This window comes from Vibrio ziniensis (assembly GCF_011064285.1).
GTDB lineage: Bacteria > Pseudomonadota > Gammaproteobacteria > Enterobacterales > Vibrionaceae > Vibrio > Vibrio ziniensis.
This window is the reverse complement of record NZ_CP049331.1, coordinates 2,613,672-2,639,422: the sequence shown is the minus strand read 5'-3', so window position 1 is coordinate 2,639,422 and position 25,751 is coordinate 2,613,672. Positions and strand designations below refer to the sequence as shown.

The window sequence follows — 25,751 nt, the reverse complement described above, 5'->3', positions numbered from 1 at the left end:
ATGAGGAAAATCTGGGCTGGTGCCTTCTCGTTGATCGCCATTTATGGCTGCAGTACTCAAACCAAACCAGAGATTGAACTCTCCTCGTTACCTCAAGGTGTCCACTTAATCGAACAAGTTGAAGCCTCTACTGATAAAGTCATGATCCCATATTCTAAATATCGTTTAGACAATGGGTTAACCGTCATTCTTTCGCCGGATCATTCTGACCCGTTGGTTCATGTGGACGTGACTTATCACGTCGGTTCTGCCCGTGAAGAAGTCGGTAAATCAGGTTTTGCTCACTTCTTTGAGCACATGATGTTTCAAGGTTCGAAACACGTGGCAGACCAACAACACTTTAAGCTGATTACCGAAGCGGGTGGTTCTCTCAATGGCTCCACTAATCGAGACCGCACCAACTACTATGAGACGGTGCCTGCCAATCAGTTGGAAAAAGTTCTGTGGTTAGAATCGGATCGAATGGGTTTTTTACTTGATGCCGTTTCACAGCGTAAATTCGAAATTCAGCGTGAAACAGTAAAAAATGAGCGTGCTCAGAATTATGACAACCGTCCATATGGCCTTATGTGGGAGCGAATGGGTGAAGCTATCTATCCGCAGGGGCACCCATACTCTTGGCAAACAATAGGTTATGTTGAAGATCTGGACCAAGTCGATGTAAACGATTTGAAAGCATTTTTTCTTCGTTGGTATGGTCCTAACAATGCGGTGCTGACCATTGGTGGCGATCTGGACACCAATGAAACTCTTGCATGGGTCAATAAATATTTTGGTTCAATCCCGAAAGGTCCTGAAGTTACCAATGCCAAAAAACAGCCAGCGGTATTGCCAGATAACCGTTATATTACCATGGAAGATCGTATACAGCAGCCGATGGTCGTGATTGGCTGGCCGACATCCTATCGTGGCGCGGATGATCAAATGTCTCTGGATGTATTGTCGAGTGTTCTTGGGAGTGGAACTAACAGCTATCTTTATCAGAATTTAGTTAAAACTCAGAAAGCAGTCAGTGCTGGCTCGTTCCATGACTGTTCTGAACTTGCGTGTAACTTTTATGTTTTCGCCATGGCTCCGGCTGGAAACAATGGTCAGTTAGCGCCGTTGTATGAAGAGCTAATGCAAACATTAGCGGAATTTAAGTCGAAAGGTGCAGACGGTGAACGTTTAGAGCAAATCACAGGTATGGCAGAAGCAAACTCTGTATTTGCTCTGCAAAGTGTATCGGGGAAAGTTTCACAACTGGCATCCAATGAAACCTTTTTTGGTTATCCGGATCGTCTCCAGGATCAGCTAGAACAGTTGAATCGTGTATCGCCGAAGACATTGTCTGCGGTGTTTAAAAAATATATTGATGGTAGGAATAAGGTTACGCTAAGTGTTGTTCCTAAAGGTAAAGCAAGTTACGCAGTAAAAGACGCAACATTTGTGACTCCGGAACGCCATTTACCTGAGCATCAAAAGCTCACTGAGCAACAGCTGTCTTACCGGCATGCAGCAGACAGTTTTGACCGCTCTATTATACCCAAAGTCGCTGAACCTGTTCAGGCCCATTTACCAGCACTGTATGACATCTATTTCAACAATGGTACAGAACTACTTGGCACTCAAACCTCCGAAACACCGACGGTAGTGATCGAGTTTAAACTTCCAGCGGGTGAAAGACATGTTACCAGAGGGAAAGAAGGGTTAGCTAATTTAACGGCGGCTATGATGGAGCAAGGTTCTGCATTAAGAAATGTTGAAGATATTCAAGCACAGTTGGATAAGTTAGGCTCAACCATCAGTGTAAGCGCGAATGTCTATTCAACAAGTGTCGTGGTTTCCAGCTTAGAGAAGAACTTATCTCAAACTCTGTCTGTAATTGAAGAAGTGTTATTCCAACCGGGCTTTAGGCAAGATGATTTTGAGCGCGTTAAGCAGCAGATGATCCAAGGAATGGTATACCAGCATCAGCAACCGGGGTGGCTAGCATCGCAAGCGACTCGCCAAGTATTGTTTGGCTCATCTATTTTTGCGCGCTCTAGTGATGGAACGGATCACTCTATAGCGAGTTTGACTCTGGATGACGTGAAGCATTTTTACCGTAAAAATTACACGCCAAATGGCGCTCAAATCGTGGTTGTTGGCGATATATCAAAGCAAGAAGTTCGTAAGCAGCTCAGTTTTTTCGCTAATTGGAAAGGAGAGCCTTCACCACTGATTGATCCACAAATTGTTCATCAATTGACAAGCAGAAAGATCTATCTGGTCGATAAGCCGGATGCTCCTCAGTCTGTGGTTCGTTTAGTTCGACGCGGTTTACCGTTCGATGCAACGGGAGAACTCTATCTGAGCCAACTGGCAAACTTTAATCTTGCAGGTAATTTTAATAGCCGTATCAACCAAAACTTACGTGAAGACAAAGGCTTTACTTATGGCGCGAGCAGTTACTTTACCAGCAATCGAGAGGTCGGTGCCGTGGTGTTTAACACTCAAGTCAGAGCTGATGCGACAGTAGATTCGATTGTCGAGTTGCAAAACGAAATGGCGAAGTTCAGTGAACAAGGTTTAACGGACCAGGAGGTGGATTTCCTACGTCTGGCTGTTGGTCAGCAAGATGCGTTGAAATATGAAACACCAGGACAGAAAGCTTCCCTGCTAAGTAGCATATTGACCTACAGTTTGGATAAAGATTATCTGCAAGTGCGTAATGAGATAGTCAAAACTGTCGATAAAGCGACACTCGATCGTTTGGCTGCGAAGTGGTTTAATCCAAGCGAATACCAAATCATCGTGGTCGGTGATGCGAAAACGCTGAAGCCTCAACTAGAAAAATTAACTATTCCCGTAGAAGAGCTTGAAATCATCCGCTAGAGTACACATTAAAGAGGAGGCGACGTTCGCGTGCCTCCTGTCTGTTCTGATGGATTTTTCCCCTATAAGGTTAAACCGAAAAAAGGAATAGACCGACTCACTATACATATAAGCGAATCTCATTTTGACTAATTTTGCCGAGCGACTTGAACGAGTTGCAAATAAATCTACAGTATTTCAGCAGTTTGGCCGTGGTGTTGAACGTGAAACATTACGCTATACATCAGATGGTGAGCTGGCTCTGACTCCGCATCCTAATTCACTAGGCAGTGCGCTGACGAACCGTTGGATCACAACGGATTTTTCAGAATCGCTGCTTGAATTTATTACACCAGTTTCAAACGACGTAGCGACCTTGATGTCGCAATTAAAAGATATTCATCATTTTGCTCAAACTAAAATTAATGATGAAAAGCTTTGGCCTCTTTCTATGCCTTGCTACGTTGGAAGTGAAGACGATATTAATCTTGCGCAGTATGGCACTTCGAATACAGGAAGAATGAAAACCTTGTATCGCGCTGGGCTTAAAAAGCGATATGGCAGCCTGATGCAGATTATTTCAGGCGTCCATTTTAACTTTTCATTCCCTGATTCATTTTGGGACGCTTTATATGGTGAACAAGATGACGCAGCTCGTCAGGACACGAAATCAGAAGCGTATTTTGCTCTAATTCGTAACTACTACCGTTTTGGTTGGTTGATCCCATATTTCTTCGGTGCTTCTCCAGCTCTGTGTTCATCGTTTATTCGTGGGCGTGAAACCAAACTGCCATTTGAGAACATCGGCGGCAGCTTATACCTTCCACATGCAACCTCTTTACGTTTGAGTGATTTGGGTTATACCAATAGCGCTCAAAGTGGATTAAAAATTGGTTTCAATGGGTTGAGTCAGTACCTAGAGGGATTGAATAAAGCTATTCGAACGCCTTCAGAAGAGTTCGCCGAAATTGGTGTCAAAGTTGATGGTGAGTACCGCCAACTTAACAGCAACGTATTGCAAATCGAAAACGAACTGTATGCGCCAATTCGTCCCAAACGTGTGACGAAAAGTGGTGAAAAACCATCGGAAGCACTTGCAAGAGGTGGTGTTGAATACATTGAAGTTCGTTCTTTAGATGTAAACCCATTCAGCCCTGTCGGTGTGACTGAGCAGCAAGTTCGTTTTCTAGACCTATTTTTAACTTGGGCCGCTCTGTCCGATTCAGATCCGATGGATGGCTGTGAGCTAGAATGCTGGCGATCCAACTGGAGCAAAGTGATCATTGAAGGCCGTAAACTTGAGCTTGAACTGCAAATAGGTTGCCGAGGCGAGAAGTTATCACTACAAGCATGGGCTAAACGCGTATTTTCCGATTTGCGCCAAATTGCTGAAGTGATGGATGCCGAACTTGGTGGTGATGCTTATCAGCAAGTGTGTAATGAGCTGGAAACCTGGATCGACAACCCTGATAAAACCTTGTCGGCTCAGTTACTAGAAAAAGTGAAAGCAGCTGGTGGCCTAGGGAAAGCAGGGTGTGAATTAGGCTTGCAATATCGCCAACAAAATCTGGAGCATCAATATCAAGTTTACTCACAAGCTTTGATGGAAGAAGAAGTCGCTCGTTCAGTCCAAGAACAACAAAATATTGAGCAGCAAGATAAACTTAGCTTCGATGAATACCTTGAGCAGTATTTTGCTTATCTGAAATAAGCAGACGAAGCTTCACCATTGATGCTGAGATAGCTATCATTAGCCAATAACTCTAGTTATATAATAATTTACCTGTGTTGGATTGAATTTGAGTTCCAGCACCATTGGAGAGAAAGAACAATGCCACTATTAGACAGCTTTACTGTTGACCACACTCGAATGAATGCACCAGCAGTTCGCGTAGCTAAGAACATGCAAACCCCTAAAGGCGATACTATTACTGTTTTTGATTTGCGCTTCACTGCACCAAACAAAGACATTTTGTCTGAGAAAGGTATCCATACTCTTGAGCACTTATACGCGGGTTTCATGCGTGCACATTTGAATGGTGCAAACGTAGAAATCATCGATATTTCGCCTATGGGCTGTCGTACAGGTTTCTACATGAGCTTAATCGGGGCTCCAAGTGAACAGCAAGTTGCTGATGCATGGCTTGCTTCGATGCAAGACGTACTGAAAGTGGAATCGCAAAACAAGATCCCTGAGTTAAACGAATATCAATGTGGTACTGCGGCAATGCATTCACTTGAAGAAGCGAAACAAATTGCTCAGGCTGTGATTGCTGCAGGGATCAGTGTAAACCGTAATGATGAGCTAGCTTTGCCAGAAGAGATGCTGAAAGAGCTGAAAATCGACTAATTACTGGTAAAATTCTGATAGTAAAAAGGCTTGGTTGAACCAAGCCTTTTTTGTATTTATTGTTTCTGGAATAGTGAATTACACTTTCTTTGGTTTACGTGGGTGAACACGAACCAGTTTAATTCGGTTTTCTTCCAGCTCGACGATTTCCATCGGGTGACTGGCAACTTTAACGCTGATTTGGCTGGCAGGGATCTCTTCAAGATGTTCCAAAATTAGGCCGTTTAATGTCCTCGGCCCATCTGTTGGAAGCTTCCACTTTAGACTCTTATTAATGTCACGGATATTCGCACTGCCTTCAATTAGGAAGCTACCATCGCCTTGCGGCGTGATCTCTTCAGACAAACTTGGGGCGATGGAGGTGGTAAATTCACCGACTATCTCTTCCAGAATGTCTTCCAAAGTAATCAAACCGATAATATCACCGTACTCATCAACAACCAGACCAATACGCTCTTTATTACGTTGGAATTTGAGTAACTGAACGTTAAGTGGCGTACTTTCGGGAATGTAGTATATCTCGTCCGCAGCACGCAGAATGGTTTCTTTATTGAGTTCACTTTTCTCAAGCATAAAGCGTGAGGCTTCACGTAAACGCAGGATACCCACCGCTTCATCGATCTGATCTCGGTATAACACTACTCGTCCATGAGGAGAGTGAGTTAACTGGCGAACAATTGATTTCCAGTCGTCATTAATGTTGATGCCTGTGATTTCGTTACGCGGAATCATGATGTCATTCACCGTAACGTGCTCTAGGTCAAGAATCGACAAAAGCATATCTTGGTGGCGGCGCGGAATAAGACCGCCAGCTTCGTTTACGACAGTACGTAGCTCTTCTGAGCTTAAATGATCATCACCGCTACTTAAGTTTTTTACACCCAGCAGGCGAATAAAGCCGTTGGTGATGAAATTGACGAATACAACTAGTGGCGCGAAGACCTTCATCAGTATTGTCAGCAGCACACTGCTCGCGTAGGAAACTTTTTCTGGGAATAGTGCAGCTAATGTCTTTGGTGTTACTTCAGCAAAAACAAGTACTACCAGCGTTAATACCCCTGTTGCAATAGCGACACCGTAGTCACCGTACAGGCGCATACCGATAATTGTTGCAATGGCAGAAGCAAGAATGTTGACGAGGTTATTGCCGATTAAAATTAGGCCAATGAGACGATCTGGACGACTAAGTAATTTCTCAACTCGTTTAGCTCCTTTATGCCCTGTATTGGCGAGGTGCTTTAAACGATAACGGTTGAGAGACATCATGCCTGTCTCAGAACCGGAAAAATAGGCAGAAATAACGATAAGACACGCAAGCAGCGCAAATAAAATACCCGTAGAGATATCGTCCAAAACGATCTTTTTCCTTATAACAGTTTTAGGTAAGTAATTTTTTAGTACTTAATGAATTATGATAAGCGTTGGTCAATAAAGACAACTCGCAAAATGCTACTCAGCTCAGAATAATTTCTCTGACAAATCGGCTACCAAAGTAAGCTAAGGTCAATAGTGTTGCACCTGCAATCGCAAACCAAGTTACTTTTCTTCCTCGCCAACCTTTTTGGTAATGACCCCAAAGCAAGATCGAATAAACCACCCAAGCAATAAATGAAAGTATAGCTTTGTGAGCTTTACCTTGAGCAAACATATCCTGAACAAAAACTAAGCCAGTAATAAGAGTACCAGTTAACAATAAGTTGCCAATCAGAATTATCTTAAATAGTTGGCGCTCTACCATCAACAATGGTGGCAAATTGGGATTAATTGCTAAAGCTTTTTTCTTTTTCAATTTGTAATCGAGCCAAGCCAGCTGCAACGCATAGAGCGCACCAATTGACAAAGTTGAGTAGGAAAATAAAGCAAGAGAAATATGCACTAGCAGTTTTGGCTCGTTTTCCAAGTGAGTAATAAAGGTACTTGGTAAAAATGCGGCTGCGGACAAATTGATGGCTGAAAAGCTATAAACCACGGGTAGTAAGAACCACAAGCGAGTTTTAAACATCGCAACGCTCATGACGAGAGAGATAATAAAGCTAATCAACGATGCCACGTTGAGCATACTTAAATTCTGTCCGGCACCATTCAAAATGAGATCGCCAAGTAGCCAAGCATGAAAAACTAATGCTAAGAAGGCAGAAATAAAGACCGATTTTGCTCTTATTCCTGTTTGATTGACTAGGCTAGGCACTATGGTTGCTATCGACAAAACGTATAAAAGAGCAGCAACAATAGCGATTAAGTTGTCCATATTTCTCACGTAAATGGTTTTGAATTAATGAATTATACATTGCCTAACCCCAATGAGCTATGGTGGATGTTGATTGATTTTTGATAGTTGAGATCTCGCAAAGCTAACCCAATTTATAAGAAATATCCCAATGTATCCTTTTATTAGTTTGTGCTGGCTATCTGTTATAGGGGAAGAGGGTATGCCTATGGTGCTGGCTAAGGTATACTCACTCTAATTAATCGCCGTACCGCGAAGAGAATAAAGATGTTTGAGAATTTAACGGATCGACTATCCAAGACGCTGAAAAATATCAGCGGTAAAGGACGTCTTACTGAAGACAATATTAAAGATACCCTACGTGAAGTGCGAATGGCGCTATTGGAAGCAGACGTAGCGCTTCCTGTTGTCCGTGATTTCGTAAACCGTGTGAAAGAGAGCGCGGTTGGTGTCGAAGTTTCTAAATCGCTGACCCCTGGCCAGGAATTTATCAAGATCGTACGTAGCGAGCTTGAAAAGGTTATGGGGGAATCCAATGAAGCGTTAAACCTTGCTGCTCAGCCGCCAGCCGTAATATTAATGGCGGGTTTACAAGGTGCGGGTAAAACAACCAGCGTTGGTAAACTCTCTAAACTATTAAAAGAGCGTGATAAGAAGAAAGTACTGGTGGTTTCTGCCGACGTTTATCGTCCTGCAGCGATCAAACAGTTAGAAACGCTAGCGACTGACCTTGGCGTCGATTTCTTCCCATCTTCCGCTGATCAGAAACCGATTGATATTGCTAATGCAGCCATTGACCATGCGAAGAAAAAATTCTATGACGTATTAATTGTCGATACCGCAGGCCGTCTTGCTATCGATGAGCAAATGATGTCGGAAATCCAAGACCTGCATAAAGCCATCAATCCGGTTGAAACACTGTTTGTTGTCGATGCGATGACGGGGCAAGATGCGGCAAACACGGCGAAAGCGTTTGGTGATGCACTACCTTTAACGGGCGTGATCCTGACCAAAGTTGATGGTGATGCTCGTGGTGGTGCGGCTTTATCTGTACGTCATATTACCGGTAAACCCATTAAGTTCTTGGGTGTGGGTGAGAAAACCGACGCTCTAGAGCCTTTCCATCCTGATCGTGTTGCTTCTCGTATTCTTGGTATGGGTGACGTTCTGTCACTGATTGAAGATTTACAACGCAACGTTGACCAAGAAAAAGCAGAAAAGCTGGCTAAGAAGTTCAAAGAGAAGAAAGGTTTTGACCTAGAAGATTTCCGTGAACAGCTTGGGCAAATGAAAAATATGGGTGGCATGATGGGAATGCTGGATAAGCTTCCTGGCATGTCTCAACTCCCTGCTGGCGTCAAAGATAAAGTCGATGATGGCATGTTTAAGCAAATGGAAGCCATTATCAGCTCAATGACGATGAAAGAGCGTCAGAATCCAGATTTAATTAAAGGTTCCCGTAAAAAACGTATCGCATCAGGCTCTGGTGTTCAGGTGCAAGATGTTAACCGCCTATTGAAACAATTCACTCAGATGCAAAAGATGATGAAGAAAATGCAAAAAGGCGGCATGAAAGGTATGATGCGCAACATGCAAGGCATGATGGGCGGCATGGGTGGTATGGGCGGAGGCGGTGGCTTCTTCGGTCGCTAAGCTTAAAAACTAACCTAATCTTTCAAACTGTTATCAAGGTCACAGTAATTAATCCCTGCTTTTGGTGGTGAAAAATTAGCTAAAAACCTTGCAATGCCTCGGAATAAGAGTAAAATTCCGGGGCTTTATTTTGGCACGAGACCCCAAGCTGTTTTATCTAAGACGGTTACTGGGGTTAATTTTATTTTTGAGAAAGCAAAGAGGACGACATGGTAACCATTCGTTTGGCACGTCACGGCGCTAAGAAGCGTCCATTCTATCAAATCGTTGTTGCAGACAGCCGCAACTCAGCTACTGGCCGCTTCATCGAGAAAGTAGGTTTCTTTAACCCTACTGCTACTGGTCAAGAAGAAGGCCTACGTCTAGATCTAGATCGCGTGAACCACTGGGTTTCACAAGGCGCATCTGTATCTGATCGCGTAGCTAAACTAGTAAAAGACGCTCAAAAAGCTGCTTAATTCTTACATTTAGTGAGTAACTAGTTTATGTCGATGAAAGGTAATGAAACGATGAGCAAACAAAGCGAGAAAATTGTTGTAGGCAAGTTTGGTGCTACTTACGGCATTCGTGGTTGGCTTAAAGTTTTTTCCTATACAGACAATCCAGAAAGTATTTTTGATTATGCCCCTTGGTTTGTTAACCAAAAGGGTGTGTCAGTTGAGTACAAAGTTGAAGGTTGGAAGCGCCACAACAAAGGGCTTGTAGTTAAACTTGCAGGTCTTGATGTTCGTGAAGATGCGCACCTACTGACTAATTTGGAAATTTCAATTGACCCTGCGGTACTACCAGAATTGCCAGAAGATGAATTCTACTGGCGCGAATTGTTCGGCATGCAAGTGGTAACAACTGAAGGCTACGACCTAGGTAAAGTTACTGACATGCTAGAAACTGGCTCGAACGATGTTCTCGTAGTTAAAGCTAATCTGAAAGATGCTTTCGGACAAAAGGAACGATTAATTCCGTTCCTTGAAGAGCAAGTGATCAAAAATATTGATCGCACAGCTCAACGGATCGAAGTTGACTGGGATCCAGCGTTTTAACTCTGAAATATAAGGCAAAGAACACATGTGGGTTGGCGTAATAAGCCTATTTCCTGAAATGTTCCGCAGCATTACAGATTTTGGAGTCACAGGCCAAGCGGTTAAAAAAGGGTTGTTGTCCGTTGAGACTTGGAATCCACGCGATTTCACTCACGACAAGCGTCGCACTGTCGATGATAAACCCTACGGTGGTGGCCCTGGTATGTTAATGATGGTACAGCCTTTGCGCGATGCTATTCATGCTGCCAAACAAGCCGCACCGGGAAAGACGAAAGTCATATACCTCTCTCCTCAAGGTCGCAAGCTCGACCAACAAGGAGTAGAAGAACTCGCTACTAATCAGAACTTGGTTCTTATTTGTGGTCGGTACGAAGGGGTAGATGAACGCATTATTGAATCTGAAGTTGACGAAGAATGGTCAATTGGAGATTTCGTAATGACGGGTGGGGAAATCCCAGCCATGACGTTAATTGACTCTGTGTCTCGGTTTATTCCGGGTGTACTTGGAGATTTTGCGTCAGCAGAAGAGGATTCTTTTGCCAATGGCTTGTTAGATTGTCCGCACTATACACGTCCTGAAGTGTTAGACGGAAAAGAGGTACCTTTGGTGCTGAAATCTGGAAATCATGAGGACATTCGTCGCTGGCGACTAAAATCGTCGCTGGGCCGAACTTGGTTAAGACGTCCGGAGCTCCTGGAAAACCTAGCTCTGACTGACGAACAGGAACAATTACTGGCTGAGTTCATTAAAGAAACTCGAGATAACCAGTAACCTATTAAATTTAGTATCAGTTTATTCTAGGAATTTAAAAAAATGAGTAACATCATCAAAGCTCTTGAGCAAGAGCAAATGAAACAAGACCTACCTAAATTTGCACCAGGTGACACTGTTGTAGTTCAAGTTAAGGTAAAAGAAGGTGATCGTGAGCGTCTACAGGCATTCGAAGGTGTTGTAATCGCTATCCGTAACCGTGGTCTACACTCAGCATTCACTGTACGTAAGATTTCTAACGGTGAAGGTGTTGAACGTACGTTCCAAACTCACTCTCCTGCTATCGGCGGAATTGAAGTTAAACGTCGCGGTGCAGTACGTCGTGCCAAGTTGTACTACCTGCGTGAGCGTTCTGGTAAGTCTGCTCGTATTAAAGAGAAACTTGCTAAGAAGTAATACTTCATATCGCATTCTCATAGAAAAAACGGAGCCATTTGGCTCCGTTTTTTTATGTGCATTTTTTGACTAAGTGATTTTAAAACTATCTAATTCCATCCTAGATAAGAATATGATCAGACTGAGCATCGGTAGAACAGCGAATGGGTGCCAAACGCAAACGCGCATTCATTCGTCCCTGAAGCTCCGCCGAGCCATCCATGGCTCGGAGGGTTTGCTTATCGACACCCATTCACTGATCAGGAAATTTTCCAGAATGGTATAAGATTTACTTTGAATTGGTACTGTTGGTCTATTCGCGAGTATCTTCGGAGATAGTCACTGGTAGAGTGATCTCTTCACCTTTACGTAGCAAAGTAAAGTTAACTACGGTACCTGGTCTTAAGTTGGTGACGGTATCCATAACACTTTGGCGACCGTTAATTTTATGCTCATCGATTTTCAAAATAATATCGCGAGCTTCAAAGCCCGCTTTTGCTGCTGGACCACTTGGGTCTACGGCTAAAATCACGATACCGCCAATATGTTCACTACCCAGTAAACGAGAAGTAACAGAATTAATGTCCTGTCCATCCACACCAATGTAGCCACGAATTACACGACCATCGGCAATGATCTTTTCCATAATGGTGTTAGCTAGAGAATAGGGGATGGCAAATGAAATACCATAAGTTTCTAAATCTGTAGCCTGTTGGAAAGAGGCGGTGTTGATACCGACTAATTCACCTTGAGTATTAACCAACGCACCACCGGAGTTGCCCTCATTGATCGCCGCATCGGTCTGAATGAAAGCTTGACGACCATCAGCACTGATCGAAGAGCGCCCTGTTGCAGAAATAATACCAAATGTAGTGGTTTGGCCTAGGTTGTACGGGTTACCAATTGCCAGTACGACATCTCCCACTTTCGCCTGATAGTTTGGGTTTAAAGGAATAACCGGAAGATTACTGCCTTCCACTCGTAATACAGCGATATCCGTTCTTCGGTCTTTACCTACAAGCTGAGCGGCTGCTACGCGCCCATCTTGCAGAGCCACGATGATTTGATCTGCCTGCGCGACAACGTGATAGTTGGTGATGATATAGCCTTTCTCACTTACGATAACGCCTGATCCCAATCCTTGAGTCGATAATTTGCTGCGATCGTTCTCTGCATATTTTCGGCTATAGATATTCACTACGGCGGGTGCTGCCTTACTGACAGCACCATTAAATGATATTTGTAGTGAAGTGATATCTGCAGGAGTATTGCTTCGTTTGGGGACGATGTTTTCACGTAAAGATGGCATTGCAGCGACAATGATCGCCGCTGTAACCAAGCCAATAACAACAGAACGAAGCAAAACTTTTAGCATAATTTCCCCAGAATCAGCGTAGCCAATTGAGTGAGTTTTAAATAGTTGTATCCCAAGAACTTTGGGGGAGTTTTATAAACACGAAGAATAGCATTACCTAGACAAATAACAAAAGGACCACATGCAATTGTGGTCCTCTTTATTACTTGAACAGCAACTTGGCTGCTTTATTTGTATTTAGCTAGCGCTGGACTATCGAACGACTAAGTAGATAGTGCGATCACCGCGTTGAATGTTAAGGGCAAGAATGCTTGGATTTTTATCCATGATTGCTCTTAAATCAGCGATGTTTTTCACACGTTGTCTGTTCACTCCAATAATAATGTCGTCAGTTTGAAGCTGATAGCTCTCAGCTGGTGAGTCTTTAGCAACGCTAGTGACTTTGACACCTTCGACCACATCAGTTGCCGTAGTATTGCTTAACTCAGCGCCTTGTAACCCGTGGTGTAGCTTGTCTGCTTTCGTTTTGCTATTGGTTGCTTCGCCAAGTGTTACGTCGTAGGTTTTCTCTTTACCTTCACGAATAACACCCAGTTTTACGGTTTTACCAGCGCCTAGAGTCGCGACTTTTGCACGCAGTTCAGAGAAGGTTTCTATCTTCTTACCGTTAACAGAGACAACGATATCACCGGCTTTTAGCCCTGCTTTATCTGCAGCACTATCTGGCACAACTTGGCTAACGAACGCCCCTTTAGTTGACGAATAACCCATAGCTTCGGCCAGTTCAGAAGTGACTTCACCACCTTGAACGCCCAGCATGCCTCGTTTTACTTCACCAAATTCGAGAATTTGGCTAGTGAGGTTTTTCATCATATTGGAAGGAATAGAGAAGCCGATACCGACGTTGCCACCATTTGGCCCAAGAATAGCGGTGTTAATACCGATCAGCTCACCATTGAGGTTTACCAATGCGCCACCAGAGTTACCGCTGTTAATAGCGGCATCGGTTTGAATAAAGTTCTCGAAGTTTTCAATATTTAAACCGCTTCGACCTAGCGCTGAAACGATGCCTGAAGTAACGGTTTGACCAAGACCAAATGGGTTACCGATCGCTACTGCAAAATCACCGACACGAAGTTGATCCGAGTCAGCAATCTTAATTTGCGTTAGGTTTTCTGCTTTGCCCAATTTTAGTAGCGCAATATCAGACATTTCATCGCCACCGACCAACTCAGCATTAAGCTCACGTCCGTCATGTAACTTTACGCGGATCTTTTCTGCATTGTTGATGACGTGGTAGTTAGTAACGACATAGCCTTTATCCGCGTCAATAATAACGCCAGAGCCGAGCGCTCTAAAGGGACGCTCTTGCATCTGTTCAACGGGGAAGTCTGGACCAAAGAAGAATCGGAATTGCTCTGGAACTCTTTGCCGAGAGACTTGAGTACCTTCTACTGCAATGCTTACCACTGCCGGGGTTACTTTTTCGAGCATGGGTGCCAAACTTGGCATTTGCTCTCCATTCACAGATAAAGGCAGTGCCGCAGTAGCTGGCATTGGTGCAATGATAGAACTTAAGCTTAAGGATAGAACCGTTAAAGCAAGCAAAGGTTTTTTCATCATGAACTCCTCATAGATAATTATCTGGTCGTGATTAATATTTGTGCTAAATATCAAACTTCAACAGACTCAGTGAGAGTTATGACTCAAAAACCTTTGCAAAGTTCATTTGAGATTATTTGTTATCAATATGAGTATTAATTAACTCGCTTTCACATCGATAACTTCTGAAGAATGGAGAATGGCCTTTTCTTCAGTTTTTAGTAAACCAGTTGCGCCTAAAGCGTAATCTTTTGGTTGCTCTTCAAGTGCTTCATCTGAACTGTTTTCTTCTTTTTGTTGCGCAATTTGCTTAACAAATGGGTTGTCTTGCTCCGGCACATTTGGAAGTAACTCGCTAGACGTTTTCGACATGTGCTGATACAGCTTGGTGTAGTCTTTACCAAGTGTGTCGAGCATCTCGGCAGTTTGGGCAAAATGGTCTGAGAGCTCTTGACGTTGCTGTTCAAGCGCATATTTTGCGCTGTCTAAATCTTTTTTTAAGGACTTCTGAGCCTTATATTGAGGCGTAGTTAAACGAGAAATTACAACACCAGCAACAAGGCCGACTAACAATCCAACAATGGCATAAATCCAAGGCATAACAGCTCCTTATTGTTGTTATTTAACATGTTTTTCACCAATTGGTTACACATGCACTCGCCTCATGGTACTATGACTGCTCAAATGGATAAAGTAAAAAGCATGTGCTCTACATTGCAGTTTCTTCCCCTCTTTTTTTGAGCAGATAGTTATGACTCCGAAGCAGCGATACGAACAAGATTTAAAACGATCGGATTTTCAACAAGATGAAGCACAAGCTATGGCCGTAAATGCCCTAGATGAGCTTTATCATCAGCTAATTAATTATATGAATACTCCAGTGGTCAAACCATCTCGCTGGCAAAAACTATTAGGGAAAAAAGAAGAAAAGCCGCAGTTACCTAAGGGATTATACTTCTGGGGGGGAGTAGGGCGTGGAAAAACGTATCTAATGGATACTTTCTTTGATGCTCTGCCTACGGATAAAAAAATGCGTGTGCATTTTCACCGTTTTATGTACCGAGTACATGATGAATTGAAACTGCTCGATGATGTCAGTGATCCGCTTGAAATTATTGCCGATAAATTCAGTCAGGAAGCGGTAATTATCTGTTTTGACGAGTTTTTTGTCTCTGATATCACCGATGCTATGATTCTGGGTACGTTATTCCAAGCTCTGTTTCATCGCGGTGTTGTGTTAGTGGCTACATCCAATATTCCACCTCATGATTTATACCGAAATGGATTGCAGCGTGCCCGCTTCTTGCCTGCAATTGCTCTCATTGAAAAGCACTGTCAAATTCTGAATGTAGATAGTGGCGTGGATTATCGTTTGAGAACATTGCAACAAGCGGAAATTTATCATTACCCACTTGATATTAAAGCTTCTGAGAATCTCGATAAATATTATGGACAGTTAGCCGCGAGTGAAAAACCAAAGCAACATAAGATAGAAGTCAATCATCGAACTATCGATGTTATTGAAGCGAATGACGGTTTACTTTATGCGTCATTTGAACAACTTTGCCAGACGGCTCGTAGTCAAAATGATTACATTGAGTTGTCAAAGCTATATCACACGGTGTTGTTAGCGGAAGTCAAACAGATGGAACGTTCGATTGATGATGCGGCAAGACGTTTTATTGCGTTGGTTGACGAATTTTATGAGCGCAATGTTAAGCTCATTATCTCTGCTGAAGTTCCTTTAGATGAACTGTATACTCATGGGCAGTTGGAGTTCGAATTTAAGCGCTGTCAGTCCCGTTTAATTGAGATGCAGAGTCATGATTATTTGGCTCAGGAACACTTAGCGTAACCTTTACCGCATTGATAAGGAAAAATTATTTTTTTGTATAAAAAGAGGTGATTTTTCCTTCACTCTTCTTTATAATCCTGCGACCCACCGTTACTGCAGGTCTTTTTAGACCGGGAGTACCACCCACTCGAAGGGGTGTTGTCTGGGCTCTTAGACAGTGGGAGCAATATGCTCCTTTAAGTGTAAATTTTAATTAACGGGTTATTATTAGCATGAAAACATTCGTTGCTAAACCAGAAACTGTAAAACGCGACTGGTATGTTGTAGACGCAGAAGGTAAAACTCTTGGCCGTCTAGCAAGTGAAATTGCATCTCGCCTACGTGGCAAACACAAAGCTGAATACACTCCACACGTAGACACTGGTGATTACATCATCGTTGTTAACGCGGAGAAAGTTGCTGTAACTGGTAACAAAGCTAAAGACAAAATGTACCACCGTCACACTGAATTCCCAGGTGGCCTAAAATCTTTCAGCTTCGAGAAGCTGATCGAGCGTAAGCCTGAGATGGTACTTGAGCTAGCGGTTAAAGGTATGCTTCCAAAAGGTCCTCTAGGCCGTGCTATGTACCGTAAGCTTAAAGTTTACGCAGGCGCTGAGCACAACCATGTTGCTCAACAACCTAAAGTACTAGACATCTAATTGGGGATTTCGGAAATGGCAGAGAATCAATACTACGGCACTGGCCGTCGCAAAAGCTCAGCTGCACGTGTTTTTATCAAACCAGGCAGCGGCAACATCGTAATCAACAAGCGTAGCCTTGATGAGTACTTCGGTCGTCCAACTTCTCGCATGGTTGTTAAACAACCTCTTGAGCTAGTTGAGATGGTAGAAAAACTAGATCTATACATCACTGTTAAAGGTGGCGGTATTTCTGGTCAAGCTGGTGCTATCCGTCACGGTATCACTCGCGCTCTTATGGAATACGATGAATCACTACGTCCTGCACTACGTGCGGCTGGCTACGTTACTCGTGACGCTCGTTGCGTTGAACGTAAGAAAGTTGGTCTACGTAAAGCACGTCGTCGTCCACAGTTCTCTAAACGTTAATCTTTCTTTATCGAAAGATGTTCGTTGGTCCAGTTGTTACTGGATTGTGGACAAAAAAAGCTCGGCTTATGCCGGGCTTTTTGTTTTTAGGTCTTAGAAAAATTTCATTTCGCAATAATCACTTCTTAAACTTTTACACCCTTACTCCCTTTTGTGACGTAACTTAGGGTTTGCTTCACGAATGTTACGAAAAGGTAGCTTTATCTTGTCAAAAAGTAGGGTTTTATTTATCATTTGCCGTCAAATAAATACAACTAAATTAGTATTTTGTTAGCCATGCTCTTAAGCGGAATAACAGCAATCCACAAGGAGCAAATGGGAGAATGTCTGGATGAGCAATGCGCCTTTGAACAACAGTCGCAGACGTTTCTTAACAGCGACAACGGCAGTTGTCGGTGGGTTAGGAGCGGCGGCAGTTGCTGTACCTTTTATAAAATCGTGGAACCCAAGTGCGAAAGCAAAAGCGGCCGGTGCCCCTGTCGAAGTTGATGTTAACAAACTCGAGGAAGGGCAAATGGTTCGTGTTGAGTGGCGCGGAAAACCTGTATGGGTTGTTCGTCGTTCTCAAGCTATTGTTGATGCTCTTAAAGAGCACGATAATCAACTACGTGATCCGAACTCTGGTGAAGAGCAGCAACCGGGTTACGCTCAAAACACTTATCGCTCAATTAAGCCTGAATACTTCATCGCCGTAGGTATTTGTACTCACTTAGGTTGTTCGCCAAGTTACTTGCCGGACTCTTTCAGTGAACAAGTACAAGGTGTGAAATCAGGTTTCTTCTGTCCTTGTCATGGTTCGAAGTTTGACATGGCTGGACGAGTATTCCAGGGCGTTCCTGCACCACTGAACCTGGTAATTCCGAAGCATATGTACTTAAGCGATACAAGAATTGTCATCGGTCTCGATGAAACAGGGGAGGCATAATGCAAGCTCTACTTGATTGGGTAGAAAAACGTCTACCCGCGATGAACGCTTATAAGAAGCACCTTTCTGAATACCCAATGCCGAAGAACTTCAACTTTTGGTACCTTTTTGGTTCCTTGGCGATGTTGGTGCTCGTTAACCAGATCCTAACGGGTATCTGGTTAACAATGAACTATGTCCCTTCAGGTGAAGGCGCGTTCGCTTCTGTTGAATACATCATGCGTGATGTGGAGTTTGGTTGGTTGCTTCGTTACATGCACTCAACTGGCGCATCTGCATTCTTCGTTGTTGTGTATCTACACATGTTCCGTGGCCTGATCTACGGTTCATACCAAAAGCCTCGCGAACTTCTTTGGTTATTCGGTATGCTGATTTTCTTAGTACTGATGGCTGAAGCGTTTATGGGCTACTTGCTACCTTGGGGACAAATGTCTTACTGGGGCGCGCAGGTAATCATTTCTCTGTTTGGTGCAATTCCTGTTATCGGTGATGATTTAACACTTTGGATTCGTGGTGACTACGTAATCTCTGGTGCGACGCTGAACCGTTTCTTCGCCCTACACGTGATTGCTTTACCAATCGTGTTGCTACTGTTGATCGTACTGCACATTCTTGCTCTGCATGAAGTGGGTTCAAACAACCCAGATGGTATTGAAACCAAATTGCCTAAAGGTAGTATGGGCGACGATTACCAATCACAGTTCAAGTTCCATGATTACTACTCGAAGAAATACGACATCATTGACTCTATTCCATTCCACCCATATGGAACGGTAAAAGATTTGGTCGGTGTAGCTGGCTTCTTGTTCTTGTTTAGCTATGTATTGTTCTTCAACCCAGAAATGGGTGGTTATTTCCTTGAGCCGCCTAACTTTGAAGCTGCAAACCCACTGAAAACGCCAGAGCATATTGCTCCTGTATGGTACTTCACGCCGTTCTACGCGATTCTACGTGCAGTTCCAGACAAGTTAATCGGTGTTATTGCAATGGGTGCTTCTATCGTAGTGTTGTTCCTGTTGCCATGGTTGGACCGTTGTAAAGTTCGCTCTTACCGCTACCGCAGTAAGTTGCATTTAATCAACATTATTCAATTCACTATTTGTTTTATTGCTTTGGGTATTCTCGGTGCGCTACCTGCGACGCCAACTTATACCTTACTAGCTCGAATCTTTAGTTTGGGTTACTTCATGTTCTTCGTATTGCTGTTCTTCTACAGCAAAAATGAAGCAACCAAGCCACTACCAAAGAGGGTCACATTCAAATGAAAAAGTGGATTGTAATTTTGTTTGCAATGTTGCCATCACTGGTGATGGCAGCGGGCGGTAACGTACATTTAGATAAAGCGGAAAATGATTTAACTGATCAAGCATCTTTACAACGTGGTGCTAAGTTATTCATGAACTACTGCTTTGGATGTCACTCAACGCAATACCAACGTTATGAGCGCGTTGCAACTGACTTAGGTATCCCTGCGGATTTAATGAAAGAGAATCTTATTTTTAACCCAACGACTAAGATCGGTGAGTTGATGGAAAATGCGATTCCTGAGAAATCGGCAGCGAAATGGTTTGGTGCTCCACCGCCAGATTTAACTTTGGTTGCTCGTGTTCGTGGCGCAGATTGGCTGTATACCTATTTGCGTTCGTTCTACGCTGACTCAAGTCGTCCATTTGGTGTAAACAACATCGTTTTCCCAAGTGTTGGTATGCCGCATGTGCTTGAAGAGCTTCAAGGTACTCCTGAAGCTATCTTTGATACTCATGTTGTTGATGGTAAAGAGCATCAAGTTATTGTTGGCATTAAGTCTAAAGGTAACGGTGAGTTGAGCTCTGGCGAATACGACCAGGCTGTGCTTGATATTGTCAACTTCCTTGAATATTCAGCTGAGCCAGTTAAGTTGGAGCGTCAAGCTATGGGTTGGTGGGTATTTGCATTCCTATTAGTGTTAACTATCGTTGTAGTAGCGCTTAAGAAAGAATATTGGCGTGATGTGCACTAATTGTGCTATCATATTGCGCTAAATCCTAATATTTAATTCTACAATGGGGGCTTGGCCTCCATTGTTTTTTGTATCTGTGTAATTGTGCTGGAGGGCTCCATGGCTGTAGCTGCCAATAAACGTTCTGTGATGACTTTATTTTCAAGTGCATCTGATATGTATAGCCATCAGGTTCGTATTGTGCTGGCTGAAAAAGGCGTCAGTGTTGAGGTTGAGTTGGTTAATGAAGATAGCTTACCTGCAGATCTTCTAGAGCTTAACCCATACAAATCTGTACCTACTTTAGTCGATCGTGAGCTAGCGCTGTATGATTCAAAAATCATCATGGAATACCTTGATGAGCGTTTTCCGCATCCACCACTAATGCCTGTTTATCCGGTGGCTCGTGGTAATAGCCGTCTGATGATCTATCGTATCGAAAGAAACTGGTACTCTCTTGCTGAAAAAATTGTAAAAGGCAAAGCGGAAGAAGCTGAGTCAGCACGTAATAAACTACGTAATGATTTGCTTACTCTGGGTCCTGTGTTCGCAGAGTTCGAATACTTTATGAGTGAAGAGTTCAGTTTGATTGACTGTTACTTAGCTCCACTTCTATGGCGTTTACCTGTCCTTGGTATCGAGTTAGTAGGACCTGGTTCAAAAGAAATTAAAGTTTATATGAACCGTGTATTTGAACGTGATTCATTCTTAGCTTCTTTAACTGAAGCAGAGCGTGAGATGCGTCTTGCTCGTTAATGGTTGTATTTGATGGATATTGATCAAATGACACCTCGCCGACCATATATGCTGCGTGCATTTTATGATTGGCTGCTAGAAAACGATTTAACACCTCATCTTGTTGTCGACGCAACTATGCGTGGCGTGCGTGTTCCAATGGAATACGTACAAGATGGGCAGATCATCCTGAATGTGGCTCCTCGCGCCGTTGGTAATTTAGAGCTGGGTAATGATGAAGTTACTTTTAATGCTCGATTTGGTGGTCGACCACAAGTCGTTGTTGTTCCACTGTATGCGGTTCAAGCGATTTATGCGCGCGAGAATGGTGCTGGAACTATGTTTGACCCAGAGCCTGCTTACGAGCAAGAACTTGATTCAGATATGATTGTGGAAGACGTTACTGACGAAAACTTTGAAAATGAAATGCAATTGGATGAGAGCTCATCAGATGATGAACCACCTCGTCCTAAAGGCAAGCCAAGTTTACGTGTCGTGAAATAGAAATAAAAAAAAGCAGCTCTTATGAGCTGCTTTTTCTTTATTCACTTATCCGACTATTATTATACCATTCTGGAAAATTTCCTGATCAGTGAATGGGCGTCGATAAGCAAACCCTCTGAGCCATGGATGGCTCGGCGGAGCTTTAGGGACGAATTGACGCCCATTCGCTGCTCGCCGATGCTCCGTCTGATCATATTTCTATCTAGGATGGTATTAATCGCCGTATTTAAAAGCTTTGACTACTTGCTTAACGCCGATAATGTTACGTGCAACCTCTGTTGCTTTATCTGCTTGGTCACGTGAAACATAACCAAACAAATACACTTCTCTAGCCTCAGTGATGACTCTTATTTTGGTACCATTAAGGCTCGGTTCAATAAGTAGTGCTGATTTTACTTTCGAAGTAATCCAACTATCATTGCTGATATCTCGAACGGTAGAAGGCTCAGCAATTTTAACTTGATTGTGAAGCTCTTTTACTCCCTTAACGTTGTTCGTTTGAGCTATGAACTTATCAAGTAGCTCAGCGTTTCTCGCTTGCCCCATTAACACTACCGTGCCTTGGTATGAGCTTGCAACAAATCGGGCTGCCCCTACATATGGCTCTTTGTTGCCGAGACCTGCGATTTCAAACTCTATTTGGTTATCGTCCCAAATTTGTTGGGTGGTTCGAGGATCCGTGACTAAATTGGCCGTCGTTGCAACTCCGGCGATAAAAAGACCCGCACAGCCAGATAAACTTAGCACAATGCTCAAAATGAGAGAGAGAGATAAAAACTTCATAACAAACTAATACTCTTATTCTTCATGGGCTGGAAAGAGAACTTGATCAACCAAATCGCATAGGCAATGAAGTGTCAGCATATGTACTTCATGAATACGTGCTGTACGATGGGAAGGGATACGAATTTCCACATCGTTTTCACCTAATAAGCCAGCCATTTCTCCGCCGTCCTTACCTGTCAAAGCAATAATCGTCATATCCCGCGTTACCGCAGCTTCCATTGCTTTGATGATGTTTTTACTGTTACCGCTGGTGGAGATAGCTAACAAAATATCACCGGTTTGACCAAAAGCTCTAACTTGTTTAGAAAAAACTTCTTGGTAATGGTAGTCATTGGCGACGGCCGTTAGAGTGGTGATGTCTGCGGTTAACGCCATCGCCGGTAAACTAGGGCGCTCAGTTTCAAAACGGTTAAGTAAACAAGAAACAAATTGTTGAGCATTAGAAGAAGACCCTCCGTTACCACAACAAAGGATTTTATTACCGTTGAGTAGACTAGCCACGATTGCCTGGGATGCATGTAGGATCGCGTCTGGCAGAGCTTCCGCGGCTGCGATTTGTATCTGAATACTTTCAGTAAAACTGTCTTTAATGCTGTCGAGCATTGATTATCCTTCGGTGATTGCGTTCTTTATCCATTCTATATGGTTGCCATTGCCGTGAATAGCAACCACATCGAATCTAAAATCTGTAGCGTCAGCATTTAAGCCACGTTTGAGCATCCACCAATTCGCTGTTTTGATCAAGCGAAGCTGTTTTTGTCGAGTTACCGTTTCTGCTGCGTGGCCATAAGTTTGACTGCGACGATATTTTACTTCGACAAAAACAAGGCTTGTGCTATCGCGCATTATCAAATCTAACTCACCACCTCGGGCGAGGAAGTTTTTTTCGATAAGTATCAAGCCTTGGCGTCCCAAATAATCTGCCGCTATTTGTTCGAAATGTATTCCCTTACTTCGTTTGCTCTGGTGCTGCGCCATGTTCTGCCCAACTAATTTCACGTTGAACGATACAATGCTCATCAATACTGAGCACGCCAGTTTGGCCTTCGATGCTATATCCTTCGAGAGTTTTCATCTGTGGTAACTCAACCATCAAGCGGTAAGCATCCATACCTAGAGCTTGTAAACGACGTTGGTCATTTGAACTCTTAGGCCACAGTTGTTCCATTTGTTGGGTAATTTCTGGTTGTGGATGAATCAATAGTGGAATATCACTATAAGTAACACCTGTTAAGTCTTCATATTGACGACCACCACTATTACTTTTCGAGTTTGAATAAAGTTTTGGTGGGCGAGTATCTGGGTTAATCGCGACTTCAATAAACGGCTTAATCAAAGTCAGCTCATCACTGCTAGCAACAATGTATACGGCATCAATATCACGACGGCTACGTGGTTGACTCTCCAGTTGGATATTGAGTAGACCTTCCATTTGAGTAATGTTTTGCTTGCTATCTTGTAGACCAAAAACGTTATTGATGTTTTGTTGAAGTTGTCGTTTATCACCAAACAGATTCACAGCCACTTTATTTTTACTGTATTTGCGCCATTCTTCGTTAAACGCTTCCACTACTCGTTCACCATAGCTACTTTGTGGAGCGAGAATTAACGGATACTGCACGCCTTGTGCGGCTAAATGTTTAGCGGCTTGAGCGACTTCTTGCTCAGGGGAAAGCGCTAAATAACAAATGTCTGTATCTTCTACCAATTCATCAGGAATGTTTAAGGCTAAACTTGGGATCATATGGCCATCGGCTCTATGTTCTTGCTGCATAATAGCAATGTTATCTTTAATCAGTGGACCAACGATAAAATCGATGTTTTTCTCTTTAACCTTAGCTTTAATTGCATCAGCCGAATCTGCATTGGTGTCGATAATAGTAAGCGTTGCATTATCTTCACGCTTTTCATCATTCATCATGGCCATGATGAAACCATCGCGAATCAACTGAGCTGGTTTATCGAATTTCCCGGTAAGAGGTAGTAGCAACGCTGTGTTAACTGGCTGAATAATGTTGAGGTTCAGAATGTCCGTAACCACTTTAGGAGTGTAGGTCACAGCTGGATGAGCTGAGTTATCAGCCATCCACTTCTCTAACGTATTCTTTAATTGAGGAACATCGTTGCCAAAGGTTTTCATATAAACAGCCAGTTGTAGCCAACCGTCTAAGATTTCTTCGTCTGGTTGCGTCGTCAACTGAGTGATCGTTTGTTCAGAATAGCGCTGCAAATTCGCCCAAATTTGATCTGAAATGGCTTCTTCTTGATCTGTTGGAATGAGACCATAAAGTTGGGATAGTTCTCGGCTAGAATCAAAAGGACGATCAAGAGCGGTAAATATATCGGCTCTCATCTGATGATATTGGATCCATTGAGAGTCAGATAACGTCCATTGGGACTTAAAATTCAGTTGTTCTAGTGCTTGAGTATATTGCTCATCATTCATTGAAAGTTGAGCCTTGCCAAGTTGCCACTCTGCTTGTTGGCTTTCGCTTAAATTCTGCTTCGACAAGCGTAAGATGAGCAACTGTGCCTGCTCTTTATCATTGTCGGAGATGGCAGCTTTCATTGCCATAATTAACCAGTCATTTTGTAAGCTACCCTGACTACTATCGGCTTTCATGATGTAATTTTGAGTAGGCTGGTTCGCTTCAGTTGTAATATCAACATATTGAGGTGCTGAAGGTTTAGACGAACAAGCCGCTAACGTGATTGCTAATGCAACTGGAGCGAGTAAGCGTGGTACACTGACTCTCTGATGGTTATTTATAGCCATGAGTTCTTTTCATTATCCCGAGTGAAATTGTCTCTATATTAATCGTTGAAGTGATGGTAAACAAATGACAGATAACAAAACCTTGCCGGCAGAGGTCCCAACTTTATACATTGTTCCTACTCCAATAGGCAATTTAGGGGATATTACCCAGCGCGCTTTAGACGTGCTATCAAGTGTTGATGTTATCGCAGCAGAAGATACTCGCCACACAGGCAAATTACTTTCTCACTTTAATATCCAAACCAAAACCTTCGCTTTGCATGATCACAACGAACAACAAAAAGCTCAAGTATTAGTTGAAAAATTGTTAGCTGGTGAATCAATTGCGTTGGTTTCAGATGCTGGTACACCACTTATCAGTGATCCAGGATACCACTTGGTGACACAATGTCGTCAGGCTGGGGTTAAAGTTGTGCCACTTCCAGGTGCGTGTGCCGTAATCACCGCATTAAGTGCCTCTGGTCTTCCGTCGGATCGCTTCAGTTTTGAAGGTTTTTTACCGGCTAAAAGTAAAGGTCGCAAAGACAAGTTCATGGAAATTGCGAAAGCTGAGCGGACTTGTATCTTCTATGAATCTCCACACCGTATTACGGAATCATTGCAAGATATGGTCTCTGTATTAGGTCCAGAACGTGAAGTGGTGCTGGCTCGCGAACTGACGAAAACCTTCGAAACGATTCAAGGTATGCCGCTTGGAGAGCTGATCGATTGGATTGAAGAAGACGAAAACCGCAAACGCGGTGAAATGGTTTTATTGATTCATGGGCATAGAGAGCAGGCCGACGAGGAACTTCCAGACGAAGCATTGCGTACACTAGCTATTCTAACCAAAGAACTGCCCCTTAAAAAAGCGGCGGCGCTTGCAGCTGAAATCTACAACTTGAAGAAAAATGCACTGTATAAATGGGGATTAGAGAATCTGGAATAATCGTCTGGATTTTAAGCACCTGAGTGTTAATTGCCTTGTGATGGGT

At 43.1% G+C, this 25,751-nt stretch carries 26 protein-coding genes; 17 read left to right on the top strand and 9 right to left on the bottom strand.

The annotated features are described in order from the left end of the window. The 3 genes from G5S32_RS12115 to luxS all read left to right on the top strand — a co-directional run bounded on the left by G5S32_RS12115 (position 1) and on the right by luxS (position 5,185). On the top strand, positions 1–2,856 hold the full coding sequence (locus G5S32_RS12115; protein ID WP_165312251.1) for a M16 family metallopeptidase: 2,856 nt from the start codon (positions 1–3) through the stop codon (positions 2,854–2,856). Positions 2,857–2,980: 124 nt separating this feature from the next. Beyond that, the gene (gshA, locus tag G5S32_RS12110) at positions 2,981–4,546 is read left to right on the top strand and encodes a glutamate--cysteine ligase (RefSeq protein ID WP_165312250.1); all 1,566 of its coding nucleotides are present in this window, start codon (positions 2,981–2,983) and stop codon (positions 4,544–4,546) included. 120 nt (positions 4,547–4,666) lie between these two features. Then, entirely contained in the window at positions 4,667–5,185 is a 519-nt protein-coding gene (luxS, locus tag G5S32_RS12105; RefSeq protein ID WP_165312249.1) for an S-ribosylhomocysteine lyase, read from the top strand. 78 nt (positions 5,186–5,263) lie between these two features. Here the strand turns inward: luxS and G5S32_RS12100 are convergent, their stop codons facing one another. Beyond that, complete coding sequence (locus G5S32_RS12100; protein WP_165312248.1) at positions 5,264–6,538, bottom strand: HlyC/CorC family transporter; 1,275 nt, start codon at positions 6,536–6,538, stop codon at positions 5,264–5,266. 100 nt (positions 6,539–6,638) lie between these two features. Further along, complete coding sequence (locus tag G5S32_RS12095) at positions 6,639–7,433, bottom strand: cytochrome C assembly family protein (protein ID WP_165312247.1); 795 nt, start codon at positions 7,431–7,433, stop codon at positions 6,639–6,641. 246 nt (positions 7,434–7,679) lie between these two features. Between G5S32_RS12095 and ffh the strand changes: the two genes are divergently transcribed. The 5 genes from ffh to rplS all read left to right on the top strand — a co-directional run bounded on the left by ffh (position 7,680) and on the right by rplS (position 11,273). Continuing rightward, on the top strand, positions 7,680–9,065 hold the full coding sequence (ffh, locus tag G5S32_RS12090) for a signal recognition particle protein (RefSeq protein WP_165312246.1): 1,386 nt from the start codon (positions 7,680–7,682) through the stop codon (positions 9,063–9,065). Between the two features lie 209 nt (positions 9,066–9,274). Then, positions 9,275–9,523, top strand: a complete 249-nt coding sequence (gene rpsP, locus G5S32_RS12085; protein ID WP_165312245.1) for a 30S ribosomal protein S16 — start codon at positions 9,275–9,277, stop codon at positions 9,521–9,523. Positions 9,524–9,550: 27 nt separating this feature from the next. Continuing rightward, a complete protein-coding gene (rimM, locus tag G5S32_RS12080; protein WP_165312244.1) occupies positions 9,551–10,105 on the top strand; it encodes a ribosome maturation factor RimM in 555 nt (184 codons plus the stop codon). 25 nt (positions 10,106–10,130) lie between these two features. After that, the gene (gene trmD, locus G5S32_RS12075) at positions 10,131–10,877 is read left to right on the top strand and encodes a tRNA (guanosine(37)-N1)-methyltransferase TrmD (protein ID WP_165312243.1); all 747 of its coding nucleotides are present in this window, start codon (positions 10,131–10,133) and stop codon (positions 10,875–10,877) included. Positions 10,878–10,919: 42 nt separating this feature from the next. Beyond that, the gene (gene rplS, locus G5S32_RS12070) at positions 10,920–11,273 is read left to right on the top strand and encodes a 50S ribosomal protein L19 (RefSeq protein WP_102940491.1); all 354 of its coding nucleotides are present in this window, start codon (positions 10,920–10,922) and stop codon (positions 11,271–11,273) included. A 292-nt stretch (positions 11,274–11,565) separates the two neighbouring features. Here rplS and degS read toward each other — a convergent pair whose 3' ends face one another. The 3 genes from degS to zapG all read right to left on the bottom strand — a co-directional run bounded on the left by degS (position 11,566) and on the right by zapG (position 14,769). Next, positions 11,566–12,627, bottom strand: a complete 1,062-nt coding sequence (gene degS / locus G5S32_RS12065; protein ID WP_165312242.1) for an outer membrane-stress sensor serine endopeptidase DegS — start codon at positions 12,625–12,627, stop codon at positions 11,566–11,568. 192 nt (positions 12,628–12,819) lie between these two features. Further along, positions 12,820–14,187 (bottom strand): Do family serine endopeptidase, encoded by a 1,368-nt coding sequence (locus tag G5S32_RS12060; RefSeq protein ID WP_165312792.1) that lies wholly within the window; start codon positions 14,185–14,187, stop codon positions 12,820–12,822. A gap of 141 nt (positions 14,188–14,328) precedes the next feature. Continuing rightward, positions 14,329–14,769, bottom strand: a complete 441-nt coding sequence (gene zapG, locus G5S32_RS12055; RefSeq protein ID WP_165312241.1) for a Z-ring associated protein ZapG — start codon at positions 14,767–14,769, stop codon at positions 14,329–14,331. Positions 14,770–14,920: 151 nt separating this feature from the next. On the opposite strand from zapG, the gene zapE reads away from it, so the two are divergent. From zapE to sspB, 8 genes are all read left to right on the top strand, one after another. Next, on the top strand, positions 14,921–16,024 hold the full coding sequence (gene zapE / locus G5S32_RS12050) for a cell division protein ZapE (protein WP_165312240.1): 1,104 nt from the start codon (positions 14,921–14,923) through the stop codon (positions 16,022–16,024). A 212-nt stretch (positions 16,025–16,236) separates the two neighbouring features. Continuing rightward, positions 16,237–16,665 (top strand): 50S ribosomal protein L13, encoded by a 429-nt coding sequence (gene rplM, locus G5S32_RS12045; RefSeq protein ID WP_165312239.1) that lies wholly within the window; start codon positions 16,237–16,239, stop codon positions 16,663–16,665. Positions 16,666–16,680: 15 nt separating this feature from the next. After that, a complete protein-coding gene (gene rpsI / locus G5S32_RS12040) occupies positions 16,681–17,073 on the top strand; it encodes a 30S ribosomal protein S9 (RefSeq protein ID WP_042480501.1) in 393 nt (130 codons plus the stop codon). 331 nt (positions 17,074–17,404) lie between these two features. Continuing rightward, positions 17,405–17,998 carry a ubiquinol-cytochrome c reductase iron-sulfur subunit gene (gene petA / locus G5S32_RS12035; RefSeq protein ID WP_165312238.1) on the top strand — a complete coding sequence of 198 codons (594 nt, stop codon included), beginning with the start codon at positions 17,405–17,407 and terminating at the stop codon, positions 17,996–17,998. Next, on the top strand, positions 17,998–19,263 hold the full coding sequence (locus G5S32_RS12030; protein WP_165312237.1) for a cytochrome b: 1,266 nt from the start codon (positions 17,998–18,000) through the stop codon (positions 19,261–19,263). The genes petA and G5S32_RS12030 overlap by 1 nt, the downstream gene beginning before the upstream one ends. Continuing rightward, the gene (locus G5S32_RS12025) at positions 19,260–19,997 is read left to right on the top strand and encodes a cytochrome c1 (protein WP_165312236.1); all 738 of its coding nucleotides are present in this window, start codon (positions 19,260–19,262) and stop codon (positions 19,995–19,997) included. Before G5S32_RS12030 ends, G5S32_RS12025 begins: the two co-directional genes overlap by 4 nt. Before the next feature lie 99 nt (positions 19,998–20,096). Beyond that, on the top strand, positions 20,097–20,732 hold the full coding sequence (sspA, locus tag G5S32_RS12020; protein WP_165312235.1) for a stringent starvation protein SspA: 636 nt from the start codon (positions 20,097–20,099) through the stop codon (positions 20,730–20,732). A 12-nt stretch (positions 20,733–20,744) separates the two neighbouring features. Continuing rightward, entirely contained in the window at positions 20,745–21,215 is a 471-nt protein-coding gene (sspB, locus tag G5S32_RS12015) for a ClpXP protease specificity-enhancing factor (protein ID WP_165312234.1), read from the top strand. A 213-nt stretch (positions 21,216–21,428) separates the two neighbouring features. Here sspB and G5S32_RS12010 read toward each other — a convergent pair whose 3' ends face one another. Genes G5S32_RS12010 through G5S32_RS11995 form a run of 4 tightly spaced genes read right to left on the bottom strand, consistent with a single transcriptional unit; the run spans position 21,429 to position 24,771 of the window. Next, positions 21,429–21,998 carry a BON domain-containing protein gene (locus G5S32_RS12010; protein ID WP_165312233.1) on the bottom strand — a complete coding sequence of 190 codons (570 nt, stop codon included), beginning with the start codon at positions 21,996–21,998 and terminating at the stop codon, positions 21,429–21,431. 15 nt (positions 21,999–22,013) lie between these two features. Then, positions 22,014–22,604 (bottom strand): phosphoheptose isomerase, encoded by a 591-nt coding sequence (locus G5S32_RS12005; protein ID WP_165312232.1) that lies wholly within the window; start codon positions 22,602–22,604, stop codon positions 22,014–22,016. Positions 22,605–22,607: 3 nt separating this feature from the next. Next, on the bottom strand, positions 22,608–22,979 hold the full coding sequence (locus G5S32_RS12000; RefSeq protein WP_246201013.1) for a YraN family protein: 372 nt from the start codon (positions 22,977–22,979) through the stop codon (positions 22,608–22,610). Beyond that, positions 22,951–24,771 carry a penicillin-binding protein activator gene (locus G5S32_RS11995; RefSeq protein ID WP_165312791.1) on the bottom strand — a complete coding sequence of 607 codons (1,821 nt, stop codon included), beginning with the start codon at positions 24,769–24,771 and terminating at the stop codon, positions 22,951–22,953. The genes G5S32_RS12000 and G5S32_RS11995 overlap by 29 nt, the downstream gene beginning before the upstream one ends. A gap of 70 nt (positions 24,772–24,841) precedes the next feature. On the opposite strand from G5S32_RS11995, the gene rsmI reads away from it, so the two are divergent. Continuing rightward, positions 24,842–25,705 (top strand): 16S rRNA (cytidine(1402)-2'-O)-methyltransferase, encoded by an 864-nt coding sequence (rsmI, locus tag G5S32_RS11990; protein WP_165312230.1) that lies wholly within the window; start codon positions 24,842–24,844, stop codon positions 25,703–25,705. The last annotated feature ends 46 nt before the right edge of the window (positions 25,706–25,751 follow it).